This is a genomic window from Paenibacillus sp. sgz302148 (genome assembly GCF_056120465.1).
Window position 1 is genome coordinate 82,075 of sequence record NZ_JBVYOJ010000003.1, and the last position, 17,407, is coordinate 99,481.

The 17,407-nt window shown below is 51.6% G+C and carries 21 protein-coding genes; 6 read left to right on the forward strand and 15 right to left on the reverse strand.

Annotated elements, in window-relative coordinates:
• Positions 1–70 precede the first annotated feature (70 nt).
• On the forward strand, positions 71–1,129 hold the full coding sequence (locus tag AC0LWM_RS05805; RefSeq protein WP_474673965.1) for a class I SAM-dependent methyltransferase: 1,059 nt from the start codon (positions 71–73) through the stop codon (positions 1,127–1,129).
• Between the two features lie 157 nt (positions 1,130–1,286).
• Complete coding sequence (locus AC0LWM_RS05810; protein WP_474673966.1) at positions 1,287–2,282, forward strand: DUF2167 domain-containing protein; 996 nt, start codon at positions 1,287–1,289, stop codon at positions 2,280–2,282.
• 83 nt (positions 2,283–2,365) lie between these two features.
• Here AC0LWM_RS05810 and AC0LWM_RS05815 read toward each other — a convergent pair whose 3' ends face one another.
• Complete coding sequence (locus AC0LWM_RS05815) at positions 2,366–3,868, reverse strand: diguanylate cyclase domain-containing protein (RefSeq protein WP_474673967.1); 1,503 nt, start codon at positions 3,866–3,868, stop codon at positions 2,366–2,368.
• 226 nt (positions 3,869–4,094) lie between these two features.
• On the reverse strand, positions 4,095–4,973 hold the full coding sequence (locus AC0LWM_RS05820) for a LysR family transcriptional regulator (RefSeq protein WP_474673968.1): 879 nt from the start codon (positions 4,971–4,973) through the stop codon (positions 4,095–4,097).
• A 137-nt stretch (positions 4,974–5,110) separates the two neighbouring features.
• On the opposite strand from AC0LWM_RS05820, the gene AC0LWM_RS05825 reads away from it, so the two are divergent.
• On the forward strand, positions 5,111–5,635 hold the full coding sequence (locus AC0LWM_RS05825) for a YfiT family bacillithiol transferase (RefSeq protein ID WP_474674209.1): 525 nt from the start codon (positions 5,111–5,113) through the stop codon (positions 5,633–5,635).
• A 510-nt stretch (positions 5,636–6,145) separates the two neighbouring features.
• Here the strand turns inward: AC0LWM_RS05825 and AC0LWM_RS05830 are convergent.
• From AC0LWM_RS05830 to AC0LWM_RS05855, 6 genes are all read right to left on the reverse strand, one after another.
• Positions 6,146–7,027 carry an NAD-dependent epimerase/dehydratase family protein gene (locus AC0LWM_RS05830; RefSeq protein WP_474673969.1) on the reverse strand — a complete coding sequence of 294 codons (882 nt, stop codon included), beginning with the start codon at positions 7,025–7,027 and terminating at the stop codon, positions 6,146–6,148.
• An 84-nt stretch (positions 7,028–7,111) separates the two neighbouring features.
• Positions 7,112–7,885, reverse strand: a complete 774-nt coding sequence (locus AC0LWM_RS05835) for an aminoglycoside 6-adenylyltransferase (protein WP_474673970.1) — start codon at positions 7,883–7,885, stop codon at positions 7,112–7,114.
• 122 nt (positions 7,886–8,007) lie between these two features.
• Positions 8,008–8,334 (reverse strand): winged helix-turn-helix domain-containing protein, encoded by a 327-nt coding sequence (locus tag AC0LWM_RS05840; protein ID WP_474673971.1) that lies wholly within the window; start codon positions 8,332–8,334, stop codon positions 8,008–8,010.
• Entirely contained in the window at positions 8,327–8,929 is a 603-nt protein-coding gene (locus AC0LWM_RS05845; RefSeq protein ID WP_474673972.1) for a hypothetical protein, read from the reverse strand. The genes AC0LWM_RS05840 and AC0LWM_RS05845 overlap by 8 nt, the downstream gene beginning before the upstream one ends.
• A gap of 28 nt (positions 8,930–8,957) precedes the next feature.
• Positions 8,958–9,704: an ABC transporter permease gene (locus AC0LWM_RS05850; RefSeq protein ID WP_474673973.1), complete on the reverse strand. Its 747-nt coding sequence runs from the start codon at positions 9,702–9,704 to the stop codon at positions 8,958–8,960.
• Positions 9,701–10,624, reverse strand: a complete 924-nt coding sequence (locus AC0LWM_RS05855) for an ABC transporter ATP-binding protein (protein ID WP_474673975.1) — start codon at positions 10,622–10,624, stop codon at positions 9,701–9,703. The genes AC0LWM_RS05850 and AC0LWM_RS05855 overlap by 4 nt, the downstream gene beginning before the upstream one ends.
• 522 nt (positions 10,625–11,146) lie before the next feature.
• Here AC0LWM_RS05855 and AC0LWM_RS05860 point away from each other — a divergent pair.
• A complete protein-coding gene (locus AC0LWM_RS05860; protein WP_474673976.1) occupies positions 11,147–11,563 on the forward strand; it encodes a VOC family protein in 417 nt (138 codons plus the stop codon).
• Between the two features lie 151 nt (positions 11,564–11,714).
• On the opposite strand, the gene AC0LWM_RS05865 is transcribed toward AC0LWM_RS05860, so the two are convergent.
• From AC0LWM_RS05865 to AC0LWM_RS05890, 6 genes are all read right to left on the reverse strand, one after another.
• Positions 11,715–12,086 (reverse strand): VOC family protein, encoded by a 372-nt coding sequence (locus tag AC0LWM_RS05865; protein ID WP_474673977.1) that lies wholly within the window; start codon positions 12,084–12,086, stop codon positions 11,715–11,717.
• Positions 12,083–13,102 carry a hypothetical protein gene (locus AC0LWM_RS05870; protein ID WP_474673978.1) on the reverse strand — a complete coding sequence of 340 codons (1,020 nt, stop codon included), beginning with the start codon at positions 13,100–13,102 and terminating at the stop codon, positions 12,083–12,085. Before AC0LWM_RS05870 ends, AC0LWM_RS05865 begins: the two co-directional genes overlap by 4 nt.
• 24 nt (positions 13,103–13,126) lie before the next feature.
• Positions 13,127–13,867, reverse strand: a complete 741-nt coding sequence (locus AC0LWM_RS05875) for an RNA polymerase sigma factor (protein ID WP_474673979.1) — start codon at positions 13,865–13,867, stop codon at positions 13,127–13,129.
• Between the two features lie 203 nt (positions 13,868–14,070).
• A complete protein-coding gene (locus AC0LWM_RS05880; protein ID WP_474673980.1) occupies positions 14,071–14,760 on the reverse strand; it encodes an AIM24 family protein in 690 nt (229 codons plus the stop codon).
• A 1-nt stretch (position 14,761) separates the two neighbouring features.
• Positions 14,762–15,247, reverse strand: coding sequence for a hypothetical protein (locus AC0LWM_RS05885; RefSeq protein ID WP_474673981.1), 486 nt, complete (start codon positions 15,245–15,247; stop codon positions 14,762–14,764).
• A gap of 211 nt (positions 15,248–15,458) precedes the next feature.
• Positions 15,459–15,833 carry a VOC family protein gene (locus AC0LWM_RS05890; RefSeq protein WP_474673982.1) on the reverse strand — a complete coding sequence of 125 codons (375 nt, stop codon included), beginning with the start codon at positions 15,831–15,833 and terminating at the stop codon, positions 15,459–15,461.
• A gap of 291 nt (positions 15,834–16,124) precedes the next feature.
• Between AC0LWM_RS05890 and AC0LWM_RS05895 the strand changes: the two genes are divergently transcribed.
• Both AC0LWM_RS05895 and AC0LWM_RS05900 read left to right on the forward strand, forming a co-directional pair.
• Positions 16,125–16,724: a metallophosphoesterase gene (locus AC0LWM_RS05895; RefSeq protein WP_474673983.1), complete on the forward strand. Its 600-nt coding sequence runs from the start codon at positions 16,125–16,127 to the stop codon at positions 16,722–16,724.
• Between the two features lie 47 nt (positions 16,725–16,771).
• Positions 16,772–16,990, forward strand: coding sequence for a hypothetical protein (locus AC0LWM_RS05900; RefSeq protein WP_474673984.1), 219 nt, complete (start codon positions 16,772–16,774; stop codon positions 16,988–16,990).
• Here the strand turns inward: AC0LWM_RS05900 and AC0LWM_RS05905 are convergent, their stop codons facing one another.
• Positions 16,991–17,221 (reverse strand): hypothetical protein, encoded by a 231-nt coding sequence (locus tag AC0LWM_RS05905; RefSeq protein WP_474673985.1) that lies wholly within the window; start codon positions 17,219–17,221, stop codon positions 16,991–16,993.
• Positions 17,222–17,407 lie beyond the last annotated feature (186 nt).

Consider the following 17,407-nt stretch of genomic DNA (forward strand, 5'->3'; position numbering starts at 1 on the left):
CCATATCTGTATTCGCTTTCATTTCCATGCCGTATACTAGAATTAAGTTGACAGGCGAGGAGGAATCACGATGAAAGCGGAAGCCGAGCTTGGAGGGCATTACCCTTACACGGAACGCAATTTCGAGTTTACCGAGCTGTTGCCGAATTTCCGCGTGGATCTGCGCAATGCGAGGAACGAGCAATGGGAGCGGTTCATCGATGACAAGATCGTCAAGGATTGGTCTCAGCTCCGCTGGCAGGACATTGGCCGGCCGTATCGGGTCGAAAATTTGTCGGAAACCCGCACCCGCTGGGAACGGGAGCACGAGCGCGATATGCCGGTCAAAATGTCGTGGGAGCTGTTCAACAAATCGTTCCACGAATGGTTCGAGAAGGATGTGCCGACCGAAATGAGCGAAGCGCGTCGCTCCCTCTTGCACCACATGTCGCGCTTCCGGGCGCGCGAGGTCGGCATTGCGCTGCACGATCTCGTGCAGTTGGGGATTTGGAATTTCGCCCACCGCATCTCGGACGGCATCTGGGACCCGCGCGGCAAACGCGCTTTGTTCCAAGGCTTGGACGTCGTACGTCCGCGCATCCTCTTCCTCGGCGCGGCGGAAGGATATGAAGCGATGCAGCTGCATGCGATGTATCCCGGCGGCGAGGTTGTGCTCGTCGATTACGACGAGTTCTGCAAAACGCAGCGGTTCGGCGATTTTCCCGAATCGTACCCGTTCCTCGGCAGCAATCCGGCGACCGGCGCGCCCCGCGTATGGTACAAAGGGCAAATGACCATTTCGTATATCGTCGACGACATCCGCAATCTAACCTTCGGCCGCGAATTTGACATCGTACTCAGCGTTGGATTGCTGGAGCATTTTCCGGATGAGCTGAAGCCGGAGGTGATGGAATGGCACCGCAAGTTTCTGAAGCCCGGCGGTTATGTCATCATGACGACGCCGAAGCAGCATATCAAGACGAAGCTGTTCTACAAGGTGATGGAAGAAGTGATGAATCATACGTATCGCGAGCTCATGACCGTGCGGCAAATGGGACTTTATGTCTACGAGAACGGCTTCGATATTGTGCGGCACGGCGTCATCAAAGTGCATAACGGCATTGTGGCGAAAAATCGTCTGAGCGGATGAAAATAATGCGCTTCGACCGAGAAGCGAACGAAGGTGACTCCATCCAATATGAGATCGTAGGACAAATGTAGTAATTTTTATAATATTGTTCCCTTATTAAGCAAATCCTGTTATACTGTCCCGTGGAAAACAGACTAAAGAAAAGAGGATTTTTTTCATGGGTAATTTGGCATCAAAAGCAGTACGTTTATTTTGTATCGCGGCGATATTGACGGTATTATGGGTCATGCCGGCTGCCGCCGAAGAGCAATTGAACCTGAACTGGGTCGAGGGCGGTCAGAAAGTCGATCTGGGAAGCAACCTAGCGGAGCTCCAACTGGATAAAAGCCTTGTTTTTCTAAATGGCGACGATACGAGAAAACTCGAAACCGCAGGCGGCGGCAAGCCGACTGGCCGGGAGATCGGATCGGTCTACCCGATGGACGAACAGCAAAATTGGGCTTTATATTTTGAATATGAAGACGTGGGCCACATCAAGGACGACGAAAAGGACGAAATCGACGCGGACGCGCTGCTCGACAGCTACAAACAAGGAACCGAAGAAGCGAACAAAGAGAAGCAGCCGGAGAATCAGCTGTTCGTGGACGGCTGGGATATCGCTCCGTTCTACGACGAGGCCGTTCATAGCCTTTCCTGGTCGCTGCTCGCACATACGAACAGCAACGAAAAGGTCATCAACTACAATGTGCGCATCCTGACGCGGGAAGGTTTCATCTCCGCTATTCTCGTATCGGACCCTGTCCATCTGGCGGAGCACCGCAAAATGCTGAACAGCATCATTCTGCCGAACCTTAAAGTCAAAACAGGCCAGCAGTATAGCGACTTCAACGAATCGACCGACAAAGTGGCCGAATACGGGCTGACCGGTCTGATCCTTGGCGGTGCCGGAATCGCCGTAGCGAAGAAGCTTGGTTTTCTGCTCCTGCTCAAAAAGTTCTGGTACCTCATTTTAGCCGGGATCGTGTTTGTGTGGAGACTGGTCGTGGGATTGTTCCGTAAGAAGAAGCAACAGCCGGAGCAAGACTACGCCGCACCTACAGCAGAAGCGCCGACAGACGATAACGCATCTGATGCAGAAGCGGCTGCAGCATCCGAAACAAAGGCTGCAACGACCGAAGCCGCCGCAACAAACGATTCGTCAGGCAAAATGTAATATACTTTTCGACACGCAACGAAAGCAGCAGCGACGACATTCGATGGAATGCCGGCCGTTCGCTGCTTTTCCCTTGTTCGCTTCTAATCCCCATAAAACCGAAACCGGTCGCCGCCGAGCTCCTTCGCCTTATACATGGCGCCATCCGCCCGCTTCATCAGCTCGCTTGCATCGATGCCGTCCTGCGGATATCGAGCGATGCCGACACTCGTTGTCGTTTGCAGTTCGATATCCTCCAGCTTATAGGGCCTGGCGATCGTCTGCACGATCAATCCGGCGAACGCCCCGAGTTGCTCCATATCGCCGGCATGGCGAACGAGCACTGTGAATTCATCCCCGCCTAGCCGCCCGACCATCCCGTTGCTTTCGCTCACGATGCCTTTCAGCCGATCGGCGACTGCGCGAATCAGCATGTCCCCCGTGGCATGCCCGAAGCTGTCATTAATCGATTTGAACCGGTCCAAATCCATGAACAGCACCGCGATCGATTCGCTGCCGTTTGCCGCCACCTTCAGCGCATCGGCCAGTTTGGTCTCGACGAATCGCCGGTTGGGCAGCTCCGACAATGCATCGTGATTGGCCGAGTGCTCCGCCTTTTCAAGCGCCTTCTGGACTTGACCGAGCAGCGATTCGTTCTCCGACAGCACCGTCACCTGCCGAATCAGCACCAACACGATCGCCGCCGCACAGCCGATGACAATGCCGTCCAGCCGGGATATGCGATCCATCAGGAAATAGAGCAGCACCAGCAAGCAGGCATAAGGGAATATTCGGCGCAGCAGCGCGTAGTACGGGGGGACTTTGCGGACGGTGCTTCCGGACGGCTGAATCAGTGGGACCTTCATCCGGTATACTGCCGCAAGCGCCAACCCGAACAATTCGAGCGACCATAAGAGATCGTACCACCCGCCATAGGTGTACCGATGATTCGCGGTGACTTCGTAGAAATAAATCGGATCGGCGATCAGCTGAATCATAAAGCTCAATGTCAGCAGCGTCGTAACGGTAGGATGAAACATTCTCCGATACACCCACCACGCAAGCACAAGACAGGAAAGGAGCAGCATATCGAGCACAGAATACAATAATAACACCGTACCCGATAACGTCGGAAATCCGATTCGCAAGGAATCCAGGTTCGGTTGGATAAGCAGTTCCCAGCTGATGGCCGTAACAACGATGATGAGCAGCAGGGAGTCAAAGACGATGCGGATGCTTCGCAATCCTTTTTTCTGATTCACAAATAAACGAACGAACGCGATGATAAAAAATAAAGTCTGGAGATCCCAAAATATATCCGCCAGGCTCACGGGGATATATCCGTAGGTCCAGGCGTAGTAACACCAGAAAATTTGCCCGATGAAAAACGAAAAAGCACCCGCCGCGAGCATTTGCCAAGATCGTCGGGTGACGCCCTGAATTCGATTGCCTGCGATCAGCAGCATAATGAAGGAAAACGCCGGCGGGATGAGCTCCAAAATAAGAATTAGCAAGGTATTGTCCGAGGCGATCATGAGAACGGACATCACAATCATGTATATCACGATAAAAAGCACGGCAAATGTTCTTAATCGATTGAGGCTCATGAATCCCCTCCTGGTTGTCCTCGCCGCGATGCGGGGGCTTAGCGATAGCGATAAAGCACCACTATACTAACACAGGAATTCGAGCGCGACATCGTACGTATTCCTGAACTTATAGATGTTTATCGGCCTTGCCGCCGTAAAATTTCAATCCCTAGCAAAAAACCGAGCAAAAAAACCGGCTTTCTCCATTAGAAGACCGGTTTGATGATGATCGGAGCCGAGACGGTTAGGATTCATCGGTTAGCAGCGAAATGAAATGCTTGAGCGGCGCCGATACGAATTTATTTTTGTGCATGACGATTTGGGAATAAAAAGGAGAAATGAGCCCTTCCTTCAAGGTGCAAGCCGTCAAAACCCCTTTATCGAGCTCGGCTTGAACCGTTATTTGCGGAATGAGCGCGGCTCCGAGTCCGATCATGACGCATTGCTTGATCGCTTCGATGCTGCCAAGCTCGGATACGACGCGTACGGCAATCTGCCCGTTCGCAAGCGATCGTTCCAATGCCGCGCGGTACGTGCAGCCGACCTCCGTCAGAATGATCGATTGATCCTGCAGGTCGCTGAGCTGCAGCTCCTTGATCTTGCTGAAGGGATGCTCCGGGCTGGAGATGACGACAAGCGGTTCTCTTCGGATCGGTATCGTCAGCAGCTCCGCATCGGAATACGGCGGGTCCAGAATGATGCCTACGTCCAGTGCACCGTTTTTGACGTTTTTGATTACTTCATCTTCATTGGACGGGAACAATGCCAAGTTCGTATGAGCATACTCGCTGCGGAAAGCCCGCAAATAAGGGGGCAGGAAAAAAGCAGCCAGCGTTTCGATCGTGCCGATGCGCAGACTTCCGGCCGTTTCGCCGGCCAGCGCCTCCTTCGACAGATGGAACGATTCGACGATCCGATTCGCGTAATCAAGCAGCTTGATGCCGTCCGGCGTCAATGCCATCGATTTGCCCATTCGCTCGAACAGCGTTTTGCCGTACAGCTTCTCCAGCTTCTGAATTTGGACGGTCACGCTGGATTGCGCATAGCCGAGCCGTTCGGCGGCATGGGTGAAATTGAGGCACCGCGCCACTTCCCGGAACGTGATGTAGTATTGAATATCCATGTCTCTTCCCCCCTCCGTGTGTTCTGTACGATCAATATTCGTAATGGTTTCGATCGATTATTATCGATAATTGCGATAGTCATAGTTATGGTATATTATACACAACTTTTACGAGTCTGGGAGGTCTGATGAGGATGATCGACATGTTGCGTTATCCGATAGGTAAGTTCGAACGTAGCGAGGGAATTGTAAAGGAACGGCGGGAAGCGTGGATTCAAGACATCGGGCTGCTGCCGGGACAACTGCGCCAAGCCATCGAAGGGTTGAACGAGGAGCAGTTGGGCACGGCATATCGCCCGGGCGGCTGGACGGTGCGGCAAGTTGTCCACCATGTCACCGACAGCCATATGAATGCCTTCATCCGGTTGAGGCTGGCTCTGACCGAGGAGGTTCCGACGATTAAGCCTTACGAAGAAGTGCTGTGGGCCGAGCTGAATGATTCTCGCACCTTGGCTCCGGAAGTTTCGCTCCGTTTGCTCGATTCGCTGCATGAGCGCTGGACCGCCCTGCTCCGCAGCTTGTCCGAGACGGATTGGAACCGCGCGTTCCGCCATCCGCAATCCGGCATCGTCGACCTTGCGAACATGGCGGGAACATACTCCTGGCACGGCAAGCACCACACCGCGCACATTACTTCGCTTCGCGAGCGTATGCGCTGGTGAGCCGCGCTGTCGGGCCACGCTGATGGGCTGCGCTGTCGGGCCGCGCTGGCGGGCCGCGCTGGTGGGCCGCGCCGATCCTCAAGTCCAATCGCCGCGTCCCCCGGGCACTCATGAACAACTCATTGTAATACGTGCAATAGAAACCTAAAAATTCTCGAAAAACAAGGCAGCCCATTGCAAATTTTGCAATCAAAATCGCACAATTCCCCTTAAAACAACCAGTAGGATAATTTTGATTGTACAAAATACAATAGAATGAATAAAAAATTGCACCAAGCCCTCATCCATTGTACAAAATACAATGGGAGGAACGACTTCGTTCTTCCATAGTAAAAACAAGAAGAGCTGATTTCTACCACCTCAAAAATGAGGGCTTGCCCTGTACTTTACCGCTAAACCGGACCCTCCATCATATTAAGAAACGCTTCTGATCGAACGGATTGAACCTCACATTATCATAGTCAAAAAAAGCCCGAAGCTCCTTGCCGAAAAGGAACATCGGGCTTTCAACTATGTAGCGGTAGCGGCAATCTCTTGAATCAGCTTTGGCAGCCAATCCCTCAAATGCAGAAATTCGAACCCTGCGTTGCCGGCTTTGGACGTGTCCATATACCACGAACCGGGTAGCGCAAACGGCGACCGATGCTCCTTGGCCGTTTCCGGGAGAACGACAGCCTGCTTGCCGGTTGCCTGCGAAATGAGCGAAACGATTTCCCCTGTCGATATTTCCCCGTATGAGCTGGCGTTAACCGGCCCCTCAAGCTCCGAACGGCCTAACCATGCCAGGAACGATGCCGCTTCATCGGAACGAATGAAGGATAATAGCGCTTCCGGGTGCGGGATGCCTAGCGGCAAATTTTGCTGTACATGCTCAATATGAAAATGAAGCCGCCTCGTATAATCGTCAAGCCCGAGCACGATCGGAAACCGGACCGCGGCGACGGCAAACGGCGCTTTTTGAAACAGTACCGCCTCGACCAGCTGCTTGCCGAGACCATAATCCACCTTCGGCGGATACGACTCTGGAAGCGCATACGAGTATGGATCGAAGTCGCCCTCCGTTCTCGGCGAAGCGCCGAACGGATACACCGCCAGCGTGGACGTCGCGATAAATTTCCCCGTCCGCCCCGCGAACAATTCCACCGCTTCCTCCGCCTCCTGCGGCGTGAACATGATGTTGTCGTAGACGACATCATACTTCTCATCACCCAACGCGCTCCGCATTGCAGCCGGGTCGGTCCGGTCGGCCTGCAGCCTTGTCACCGCGGCGCCGAACGGGTCCGCTTGATTCCCCCTTGTCAGGATCGTGACGTCTTCCCCTTCGCGTATCAACTGCTCCACAAGCCTTTTGCCGAAAAATCGGGTCCCGCCCAACACTAGTATTTTGCTCATCCGTTGACACCTCCTTTGTCTAGTATAGCATGACAGGTACAAAATCATTTGGATCCATTCCATCGATATAGGCGTGTCTGTTCGTCAAGACTCCAACCGGGAGAGCATAACGTTAGCCTCTGCTACCGCTTTATGGAACATTTCGTCTGCCGAATGAAAGCGTTCTTCAATATCTTGCACGGTCTGCACACCATAAAGATTCTCCAGCGCCAACACCACATCGGCAGGAAGATCCCGGGACGCATGCACCAAAAAACAGTCCGCCTGAAACGGTGTATGGATGATCCGAAGCACATCCACGAGCGGATTCAAAACATATTTTTGATAATATATCAACGACTCTAAGAAGAGACCGCGTTTCGTATATTTCACCGCACGGCTTTTCTGGCTGTAAATGCCCTGGGCCCGTGCTAATTGGGATCGTAGCAGGGAAAGATGTGACGCTTGTTCCGCGTTTTGATATTTTACTATACCCGCCTTATCCATTAATACGACCGGCACGACGGTTGTATCTTCTTTCATGAATGAAACAGGAACACTTTCGCTTTGGATCGTCACGTCAATGAGTAGATGATCTGATGTATTTTGCAGGTGGTATACCTTATAGCGGTTATTGGCGGGCCGGTCAGGTTGTTCATAGGCGATATCCACTTGCCCCAACCGACTTATACAATCATCCAGTCGCGTCAACGCATCGTCTATGAAGCCTTCTTTGGTATAGCATACCAAATCGATATCGGAATACTCGTCCAAACTTTTAGTGCCATCCGAGCCCTCCAGCCAAATAGCTAACATATAATCTTCGTTTCCAAGACCTGAAATAATTCCTTTTATAATCGTCTCGCGGGTCATTATCATAGCTAAGCCCCCTAGAAGTCTTTTATTATAAATAATCTTAGCACCTATTCGCTTTGAACATTTCGTAGAAAACTCCTTAAATAAAAAAAGAAAGCTGCTACCACTAGCAGCCCTTCTCTCTTTCACTCCTCCTGCTTCTGGCTTGCCGCCTGCGCCATGCGAATGATTTTCTCCAGCCCTTCGATGTACTGCCGGAACATTTGCATGCCAAGCTCCGTTGCCTTGCATAACGTCTTCGGTCGTTTTCCCACAAATGTTTTAGTCACCTCGATATACCCGGCTTCCTCCAGAACGCGGATATGGTTTCCCAGGTTGCCTTCCGTGAGCTGAAGCTCCCCGCGCAAAAAGCCGAAGTCGCACTCCCCGTTGACCGCCAGCAGGCTCATGATGCCAAGACGGGCCTTGGCGTGAATCGTATCGTCAATGGCATCCAAGATGTTGTCAGCCATGCTTTTTCCTCCGCCGATCCAGTAACAACGCCGTTACGAAGAAGCTGCCTCCGCCCAGCAAACCCATAACGAGGAATTGGTAGTCCATCAGGAACAGCCGGGTGATGATGGCGAGTACGATAAACCAGCAGCCTAAGAAGACAGGACCTTTGCCAAGCAGCGGAGCCATCGCAACGTAAGCGATTCCAATCAGCATCAGCCAGAACAAAGATATATACTCTACCCTTATGATCCCGGTCGCCATCATAAACGTTCCCGACAGCAGCAGCGCGAGGAACGGCAGCCAGAACATCCACCCGTACGACCCGCCCTCGCGGACAGGTGTCTTTCGGTTTTGCCGAATGCCGACTACCGCGGTCAGGATGCTTCCGACGATGCTGCCGATCGGCCAGAACCACATCGGCCATTCCGTATGGTTGAAGTGCATGCCGATAAAGCCGGCCGTCATGTACACGCCCCAGATGAGCAAAAACGGAGGAGATTGATCCAGCTTTCGCTGATTTTTGGCGATCAATTGTTTAATGAATTCAATGTCCTGCAGCGCCCGCTGGGGCTCCCGTGCAGCCAGAACCGTCTCGTCTTGCTTCCTGTTCAACGAAACTCCCCCTTAATACTTCCTTATTCTAATTCTCCCACCGGAAAAGAAGAAAAGCAAGCACAGCGCACAGGATCGCAAAACCGCCGAGAACCGCGAGCTCAAGTCCATAAGACGATAACGATTGGCCAAGCCACACCCCTTGGACGAGCTCGACAAAATAAGTCATCGGCAGCCACTGGCTAATCGTTTGCATGAACTGCGGCAAGATGTTCACCGGCATCGCCACCCCGGATAGGAACAGCATCGGGAAGAATACGGCCATCGCTAAGCCGCTTGCCGCGCCGGGCGTTTTCGTAAGGCCGGACATCGCAAACCCTAGGCTGAAAAAGCCGATGCAGCCGAACAGCATGCATGCGAGCATCATCGCAAGGGAAGCAAACGACAGCTGAATGTCCCACATCAGCTTCGCCACGACGATAATTTCGAGTGCCCCGGCAAGCACCAAGAACACGCCTTGCGCCGCATGCGAGGCGAGCACCGCCGCTTTCGGAACGGGACTTACGCGGAAACGCCGCAACACGCCGCTTTCCCGCTGCGTGATCATGTTGATGTTGAGCGTGAACACCGACACGGATACGACATTCATCGCGCACAACGCCGCCACATAAGCGTCGATATAACGTGTGCCCGACAATAAGCCTTCTTTGTCGCCGAACATCGAGCCGAATATGACGAGCATTAGCACGGGGTACACAAGCACCCAGAACAGCGTCAGGAAATCCCGCAAATACAGCTTCATATCAAAAGCGATCAATCGAAAATAAGTACTCATACGACCACCTTTCCTTCCTGCATCGTTAATTCGCTGAACACGTCGTTCATCGACGCGTCCTCCAACCGCAGCTCGCTGACGATCCAATCGTCTTCGGCTGCTACCCGGAACAAATGCTTCAGCGTCAAATCCATATTGTCCGTGTGCAGCTTGATCCATCCTGGTTGCCATTCGACTTGGGCGACGTGAGGAATCGCGGCCAGTTGTTGTTGGGTCGTTTGCCCGCTGTTTTTGAAGCAGATTTTTTTCGTCCCCCCGACCCCAGCCACGAGCTTCTTCGGCGAATCAAGCGCGATGAGCCGCCCGCTGCTAATAACGGCCACCCGGTCACACAGCGTTTCCGCCTCCTCCATGTAGTGCGTCGTGACAACGATCGTCCGTCCCTCGTCTCTTAGCTTGTGGATAATGGACCACATTTGCTGGCGCGCATTCGGGTCAAGACCCATGCTCGGCTCGTCGAGAAATACGATTTCCGGATCGTTGATCAGCGACAACGCCAGTGAAACCCGCTGCTTCCATCCGCCGGACAACGATTTGACATACTCGTTCTGCTTATCCGTAAGACCTAGAAATGCGCTTAGCTTTCCGATGTCGACCGTCTTCTCGTAGAAGGACGAGAACAGCCGGAACACTTCCTTGACCTTCGCCTTCTGCGGAATGGAAGTCGATTGCAGCAATACGCCGATCCGCTGCTTAATCTCGTGCGCATGAGTGCGGATGTCCTTGCCCAGCACCTTCGCCGTTCCGCCGTCAGCCGAGCGCAGTCCTTCGATGATTTCGATCATCGTCGTTTTACCGGCCCCGTTCGGGCCGACGATGCCAAAAATCTCGCCTTTGTACACTTGCATCGTCATCGATTCAAGCGCTACCTTCTGTCCGTATTGTTTGCGTACGTTTTCCAATTCGATTACGGTTTGCAAAAGTTTGACCCCCTAATTCATACCGAAATAGATTACTCTGAAATACAGAGTAATCTAAAAATCAAATTTTGGCAACAGAAAAAAAAGCCGAATTCGTAATGAATCCGACTTTTACCCGCGGACAACCCTAATGTCCGCGACTATGGGTGAAATCGTCAAAACACTGCAATGCTCCCACTACAAGGAGAAACAATGTTATCGCAATAAGTCCATAACCTATCCACCGCAGAAGTTTGTTGGAAGGAATAGATTTGGAGCTTCGAACAAACCATAATCCGACTCCGGCCAGTAGCAGCATGACAACGCCAGATTGCAGATAGGCGCTCATAACTTTACCCCTTTCGTCATTCAGCTGTCTTTTAGACGTATCTGAATCGTTATTGTTGCGATGATATCCTTAACAAAAATATCTCTTTCATTCCTTGACAGGAATATTCCTATTGGGGTATATTATCATCATGAAGTCGAACCGAGTAGTCCGGTTTGGCCCTAAAACAAATAAACTTATGAGGTGATATGCCAATGACAACCCGCGCGAATCAAATTTTTGTGAATTTACCGGTGAAAGATCTGAATGCAACGAAGACGTTTTTCGGAAAAATCGGCTTTGAGTTCAACCCGCAGTTTACCGACGAAAATGCAGCCTGCATGGTAATCGGAGACAACATGTTCGCGATGCTGCTGGCCCAGGATTTCTTCCGGACGTTTATCAACAAAGAAATCGCTGACGCAACGAAAACGACGGAGGTGCTGGTCGCGCTTTCCACCGACAGCCGGGAAAAGGTCGATGAAATCGTGGGTTCGGCCATTGCCGCAGGCGGAACGGAGCCGAAAGAAGCGATGGATCACGGCTTCATGTACCAACGCAGCTTCCAGGATCTCGACGGTCATATTTGGGAAGTCTTTTACATGGATCCGAGCGCGGTCCAACAAGGTTAATCCGGCAAAATAACAAAGCATTCGAGCGGAGCAAAAGCTTTGGTCGAAGCCCTCTCACGATGAATGACCCCGTCAAAAAAACCATCGCAGCCTATGCGATGGTTTTTGCATTGTTGTGCCCTGGGATCTTCCTTGCACCCGTAAAATGGCTTCACTTATATTTGATAAGGGTGATCACATTGCCTTCCGGATCCGCAATATTGAACTGCCGCTGCCCATTGCCATGGGTCACAATTTCGCTTACGGCTACGCCAGCTTCGCTCATCAAGGCATAAGCCGCATCGATATCCTTGGCGTCAATCGCGAATTTACTTTCTGGCGATGCAGGATTCCTTTTATCATCCTGGACGATGAGGATTCCCGTCCCTTGCATGTCGAAGTATCCGATACATTCGCCGTTTCCCCAAGCAAGAGGCAATCCGAGGAAATCCTTGTAAAAAGGCTCGACCTTCGGATAATCTCCGACTTTGATACACACCTCCGCGATTCGATTCTCGATGACGGATTGAGCAGCTATTTTCATGATTGATTTTCCTCCTCTTTCTCCTTTAACTCCTTTTGCACCATTAATTCCTCCAACATACGTTCCAAAACCTCGATCCCGCGTATTTCCGCGGCCTTCGCCGTGCGGATCAAGCCGATTGCCCGGCCCGCCTGCTCTGGATCGTTCGGTTCACCGCCATGAGGGAAAGGAAACATCGACCTCATCCGGCCGAGCGCATCCGCGACTTCCCCGTAATGCAAAGCGGCTTCGGTAGCCAGCACAATCAGTCGTCGTTCAATTGCCGTCGGTTCTTTCCATTTATCGCGGAAGCCGCCCAAAAACTTGACCGCAAACTCCCTTGCATCCGCGATGATGGCTAGATTGTAGGCGTTCCCCACTACATCGATTTTCCCGTTGCCAAAAGCTTCGATCCAAGCATCATATCCGGCCAGCCCGTTTCGGAAAGGTTCGTGATCCGGCTTTTGAAGCTCTCCTTTACTGAACGCGATGCTTCGCTCCAGGGACTTTCTGAGGATAGACAGATGCTCAACCGGCTGCGAATCGGAAATCGCCATGGCATGGAGAAAGTTGTACCTTCTGTTGTTGAGTTCGCTGTACGCAACGGCGCCGTCTTTTTCGACATCCCGCGCATAAAGCTCCTGCCGCTCGTGATCGTAGCCATAGATAATTCCGAATTCCGGGATGAACAAATCCCATCCGGTCACCGGAAGTCCTTTGTCGATGCTTGCCTGAACGAACGAAATGAACTGCTCCAGTTGCTCCGGAGCAGCCGGTGCGGGAATTCCGACTTCTTCCACCTTAAATCCGAATAATTCAAAGGCTCGGCCCATTAAATCGTAAGGCGAATACACGGTCGGCGCTGCCGGATTTACCGTTAGCCGGTCAATCGTAATCCGAAAAGCATGACCGGAATATCCCATCACATCGGCTATGCTGAACATGTCCTTTTTATCCGTATACCGCAAAATCCCATACACGGTTTGCGCCGCTTGCGTCCAAGTCAACAAGACGGGGCTCGAGCTTCTCGTCGCCACTTGCCGTCTCCTCCTTTTCGATCGTTACAGTTCAAAGGGTACCGTGAGCACGTTTCGGACAGGAAGCTTCTCCTGCGCCCTTCTTTTTGCATAATCGGCAAAATAAACTTTGATCCGCTCCTTCTGCACTTTTTTCCGCGAACGCGAGAGATGGTTGTACACATTTGCCTTAGGCGTGCCCAACTGATCGGCAATGTCTTGAATGGACAAGTGACGAAAAAAATGCGCCTCAAAAATCGCCCTTTCCCTCTGACTTAGACAGTGCAGCAATGCACGAATATTGTCGATGATTTCCTTGCGCATCATAACCGCCGAAGGGTCCTGCTCCCGTCCTCGTTCCGACACCGACCTGCTGACATGGAACAGGATGCTGTCGATGTTCCGCCAATCGACTTGATCCCAAGAAACGGCCGAAGTTTCCAGACTGGTAAACGGCTGCTCCCTCCCATGTTGCCCGCCGCGCCGTAGCCGCATATACGCCTGATTGCGCACGATTTGTTTCAGCCAAGGCATGAATCGGCTCGTATTCAGCAGCGTGCTCATGTGGAGAAACGCACGAATCAGCGCATCTTGCACGATATCCTCCGCCAAGCTCGCATCGCTGGCTATCGAAGAAGCCCATCCGAGCGCCTGCGCGCGATGCCTTCGCACAAGCTCGCCGAACGCCTCCCGGTCGCCCGACCGTGCGCGTTCCACTAATTGTTCCTGCGGAATATCCTCTCCATGATCCATGACTTCGTTTTCGTCGGACATATTAAGCCGCACGGTACACACCTCATCTCGTATATCGCTTGCTATGGATACCATGGGAGGCGAAAATCTATCATGATGTAATCCAATTTTTTAGAAAAAAAAAATTCTCAATTCTAACATTCTCGGTAGGCACGAAATATCCCTTCCTATTTTTTACACGAAAAAAAAGGCTGCCGAAGCAGCCTGCCTTCATTGTTATGGTTCGCCTTGTGCCATCACCGGATATAGACGCCGCCGAAAGGCAATAGCTCGCGGAGCGTTCTGCGCACGATGCCGTCTTTGTGGATTTGCTCGTCGAGCTGTGGATCGCGGAAGCCGGTTTGCATCAAGACCGGGCCCTTCCCCGTCATTTCCCACTGCACGTTCATATGCTGGCTTGCCAGCTGATTGCCGTAAACGGACAGCTTGATCTTGGCATTCTCGGGATAAGCGACGAGCGATCCGGCTTCGACGAACAAAGGGCGCTCGGGATCGAGCTGCAGCGTCGCCAGCGCACCGGAGGTAATCAACCCGAGCCGGCCCGGCCCTGTAAATTTCATGCGAACCCATTCGCGCGTGATCCATACGTTCTTGATCTTCTGCACTTTGCTTTTCATCGTGAGGCCGTCCGTATAAAAGAGCACATGGCGGAAATCGAATAGCAAATCGCTGTCCTCGGGAATATCGACCGATTCGAGTAAGAAGCTTGGCGGTAGGCCGACGATCAGCTCGGTCGGCCCTTGAATGCGCGAGCGGACCAGCTTTTTCTTACGGTACATGCCCCCTAGATCCATCAGCTTGTCCTCGCGGTTGCGCGGATCGCCCTGGTAAGCAAGCAGCGTTTTGGGATGAAGCAAATGCAGGACATCGCTGTTTTCGAGCGATATATGTACATGGCCAACATTGGGCGGCGTCACGATTTGCATGTTATACGCCTCTTCCCAGCTGCTTCTGCCTGCGCCACACCGCATACCGCCAGATGCGGATCGACAGGATGTAGCCCGCCACAAGCGCGACCGCCGTGGTCAATACCGTGATCCACTTGCGGTACATGCTTTTTTTGTCCGCCTCTTCCTTCTCCAATTGCTCCATACGCTGCGTCAGCTGTGCGTTCTGCGCAAGCAGCGCCTCGTTCTGCTGCCGAAAGCGGTTGTTCTCCTCCATAAGCTGCTGCTGCTCTGCGGCGTATTTGTCCATCGTCAGACTGGCTTCCTCCAGCTTCTGCTGCTGCTCCGTGAGCGACTTCATCGTTTCCTCGTATTGACTGCGCAGCTCATCCAGTTTGTCCGGGGCGCTATAAATATCTTTGACACGGTCGAAAAAACCGGCTTCCACGTGTTGAACCGGCAGGAAAAAGAAACAGAAGAACGTTAAAATGGGCCAAATCCGACGCTGTTTGTTCTTATTATTCATTCCATCCCCTCCCTCATGATGCAAATACCCGACCTCCATGATTCGACAGCGTAATTTGACAACTTTCGATATGTCTTCAACTATATCATAGAACGCAATCATCGTGGGTTTAGTTGCAACTTTTTTGATAGAAACTAACAATTTGAACGTAAAAAACGCCAGATTAGAATCTGACGCCTCCGTTTCCATTCCTTCATTCTTCTATTCTACTCTACTTCGCCGCGATAGGAGCGCCAAAGCACAGCCTGTAGCCATTGTTATCGCTGATCAACAGATCTCTCATGCCGTATTCCATATCCACCGGACCGAACAGGATTGGAACGCCGGCCGATTCAAATTCCTCGTAAAGAACATTCACGTCATTCACCCAAATGTACGTATCGAGCGGAACTCCGACCTGATGGCTCGGCCGGATCGCATTCGCATTCGATGCATCGGCCTGCTTCAATAAGAAGCTCGCTCCCCCGCGCTCGACAAACTGGCCTTCAATCGTAAAGCCTAATTTTTCGCTATAAAACTGCTGCGTCTCTTCCATGTTGCTTACGATCAGTACTTGCGAACAATATTTTACGTTGCTATCCGTCATTTTGCTGATACTCCCCTCTCGACTTACCTCATGGACACTTGCAAGAATACCGCGTTGAACTAATTTTAGCGCGAAAGGCACAGCCTGCGGCTTATGGTTATCCGTATCCGCAGGGAAACGCCTAGCGCCTAGGTGCTTTCGCATCGGCTCACTCAATAGCCCCACCTCATCGTTTATTTGGTTAGTATTATTTTACCATCGGACCGTTTCTGGTTCGTGTCATTTTTTATCATGTTTAGTACCGGGAAATATCGTATGATCAGGATATAGTTTAGAAAGGAGGAGACGCATTTGAAAATAGGCTTCGTAGGCGATATTCACGGCAGGATGTTCCACATGCTGGCCGTACTTGCTGCTTGGCAGCAAATCGAACGGGAGAAGCTGGATTTGATCGTTCAAGTTGGGGATCTCGGTGCTTTTCCCGTGCCGGATGAAACGATGAGAGCTTCTCGATTTGTTATGGAAGATCCGACAGAGCTGGATTTTAGTCGATATCTACATGCCGAAGGAGAAATCGCCGATCATATTCGGCACTTGCGGAATCACATGATCGACCGGGTTTATTTTATCCGCGGCAATCATGAGGATTTTCATTGGCTGCATTCGCGAAGGTCGGCAGTACAGCGTGATTTTGTGCCGGTCGATCCGTTCGATCTGCTGTATTATGCGACGGACGGTGCGATTTTGCACCATCATGGATTGAACATTGCTTTTTTAGGCGGAATTGAGACGCCAACATCGAAGCAGCATTCCATCGATCCTCACGCATATGAGAATCTAATGAGCCTTCAGCCCCGTTCCATCGATATTCCGGTCACGCACGACGCTCCTTATGGAATCGCCAAGAATTTTAGGGGAGAAACCAGGGATCATCCCTCATTAAGAACTTAATCCACCGAATCGAGCCAAAATATTTGATTTCGGGACATTACCATCATATGAACGGCCCGGCAAGCTTCGGCTTCACAACGTATCTTGGACTGAATATCCTGGTGCCACCGTTACGCAGGGACGAGAACCGAAGAGTACAGCCCGGCAGCTTGGCTATTCTGGACACCGAAACCAATCATTTGAAATTCGTGACCGAGGACTGGCTTTCCCGTTTCGCTAAAGGGTTTGATTTTCATCGTTTTATGGACGATTTTCGCTCCAGTTAACTATGGGGTTGCTAGAGAAATAGTAAGTTCATAGTCCACTTCAATGAGCTCAGGCAACTTGTCCTTCGCTTCTTCTAGGATAAGCATGGAAATATTCCAGCCGGGGCTTGTGATCTGCTCGTGCTCCTGATGGGGAAATACGGTCGCCTCGGTCAACTCCTTCGTTCTTTTATTTCTCGAAATTGCGCTGAAATATGTGCCGTCGCTCAGTTTTACAATGTATCCTTTCATTTCAAAGCACCTCCAGAACTGAATCGTACATACCATATTCCATAATCAGTTGGTTTATCCTGCAATTGTTTGGATCGTTTCGCACGATAGATTAAGAATTTTTTGGCTGAATTCCAGAAAGGATTTTCTGATTTTCGGAGGGGAACCGCAGGAAATCGCGAGATTCAGAAGTTATTTTCTGAAACT

Bases quoted from the DNA above. Each gene is read 5' to 3' on its own strand.
- AC0LWM_RS05805 (WP_474673965.1), top strand. From the start codon at position 71: ATGAAAGCGGAAGCCGAGCTTGGAGGGCATTACCCTTACACGGAACGC.
- AC0LWM_RS05810 (WP_474673966.1), top strand. From the start codon at position 1,287: ATGGGTAATTTGGCATCAAAAGCAGTACGTTTATTTTGTATCGCGGCG.
- AC0LWM_RS05815 (WP_474673967.1), bottom strand. From the start codon at position 3,868: ATGAGCCTCAATCGATTAAGAACATTTGCCGTGCTTTTTATCGTGATA.
- AC0LWM_RS05820 (WP_474673968.1), bottom strand. From the start codon at position 4,973: ATGGATATTCAATACTACATCACGTTCCGGGAAGTGGCGCGGTGCCTC.
- AC0LWM_RS05830 (WP_474673969.1), bottom strand. From the start codon at position 7,027: ATGAGCAAAATACTAGTGTTGGGCGGGACCCGATTTTTCGGCAAAAGG.
- AC0LWM_RS05835 (WP_474673970.1), bottom strand. From the start codon at position 7,885: ATGATAATGACCCGCGAGACGATTATAAAAGGAATTATTTCAGGTCTT.
- AC0LWM_RS05840 (WP_474673971.1), bottom strand. From the start codon at position 8,334: ATGGCTGACAACATCTTGGATGCCATTGACGATACGATTCACGCCAAG.
- AC0LWM_RS05850 (WP_474673973.1), bottom strand. From the start codon at position 9,704: ATGAGTACTTATTTTCGATTGATCGCTTTTGATATGAAGCTGTATTTG.
- AC0LWM_RS05860 (WP_474673976.1), top strand. From the start codon at position 11,147: ATGACAACCCGCGCGAATCAAATTTTTGTGAATTTACCGGTGAAAGAT.
- AC0LWM_RS05865 (WP_474673977.1), bottom strand. From the start codon at position 12,086: ATGAAAATAGCTGCTCAATCCGTCATCGAGAATCGAATCGCGGAGGTG.
- AC0LWM_RS05880 (WP_474673980.1), bottom strand. From the start codon at position 14,760: ATGCAAATCGTGACGCCGCCCAATGTTGGCCATGTACATATATCGCTC.
- AC0LWM_RS05885 (WP_474673981.1), bottom strand. From the start codon at position 15,247: ATGAATAATAAGAACAAACAGCGTCGGATTTGGCCCATTTTAACGTTC.
- AC0LWM_RS05890 (WP_474673982.1), bottom strand. From the start codon at position 15,833: ATGACGGATAGCAACGTAAAATATTGTTCGCAAGTACTGATCGTAAGC.
- AC0LWM_RS05900 (WP_474673984.1), top strand. From the start codon at position 16,772: ATGAACGGCCCGGCAAGCTTCGGCTTCACAACGTATCTTGGACTGAAT.
- AC0LWM_RS05905 (WP_474673985.1), bottom strand. From the start codon at position 17,221: ATGAAAGGATACATTGTAAAACTGAGCGACGGCACATATTTCAGCGCA.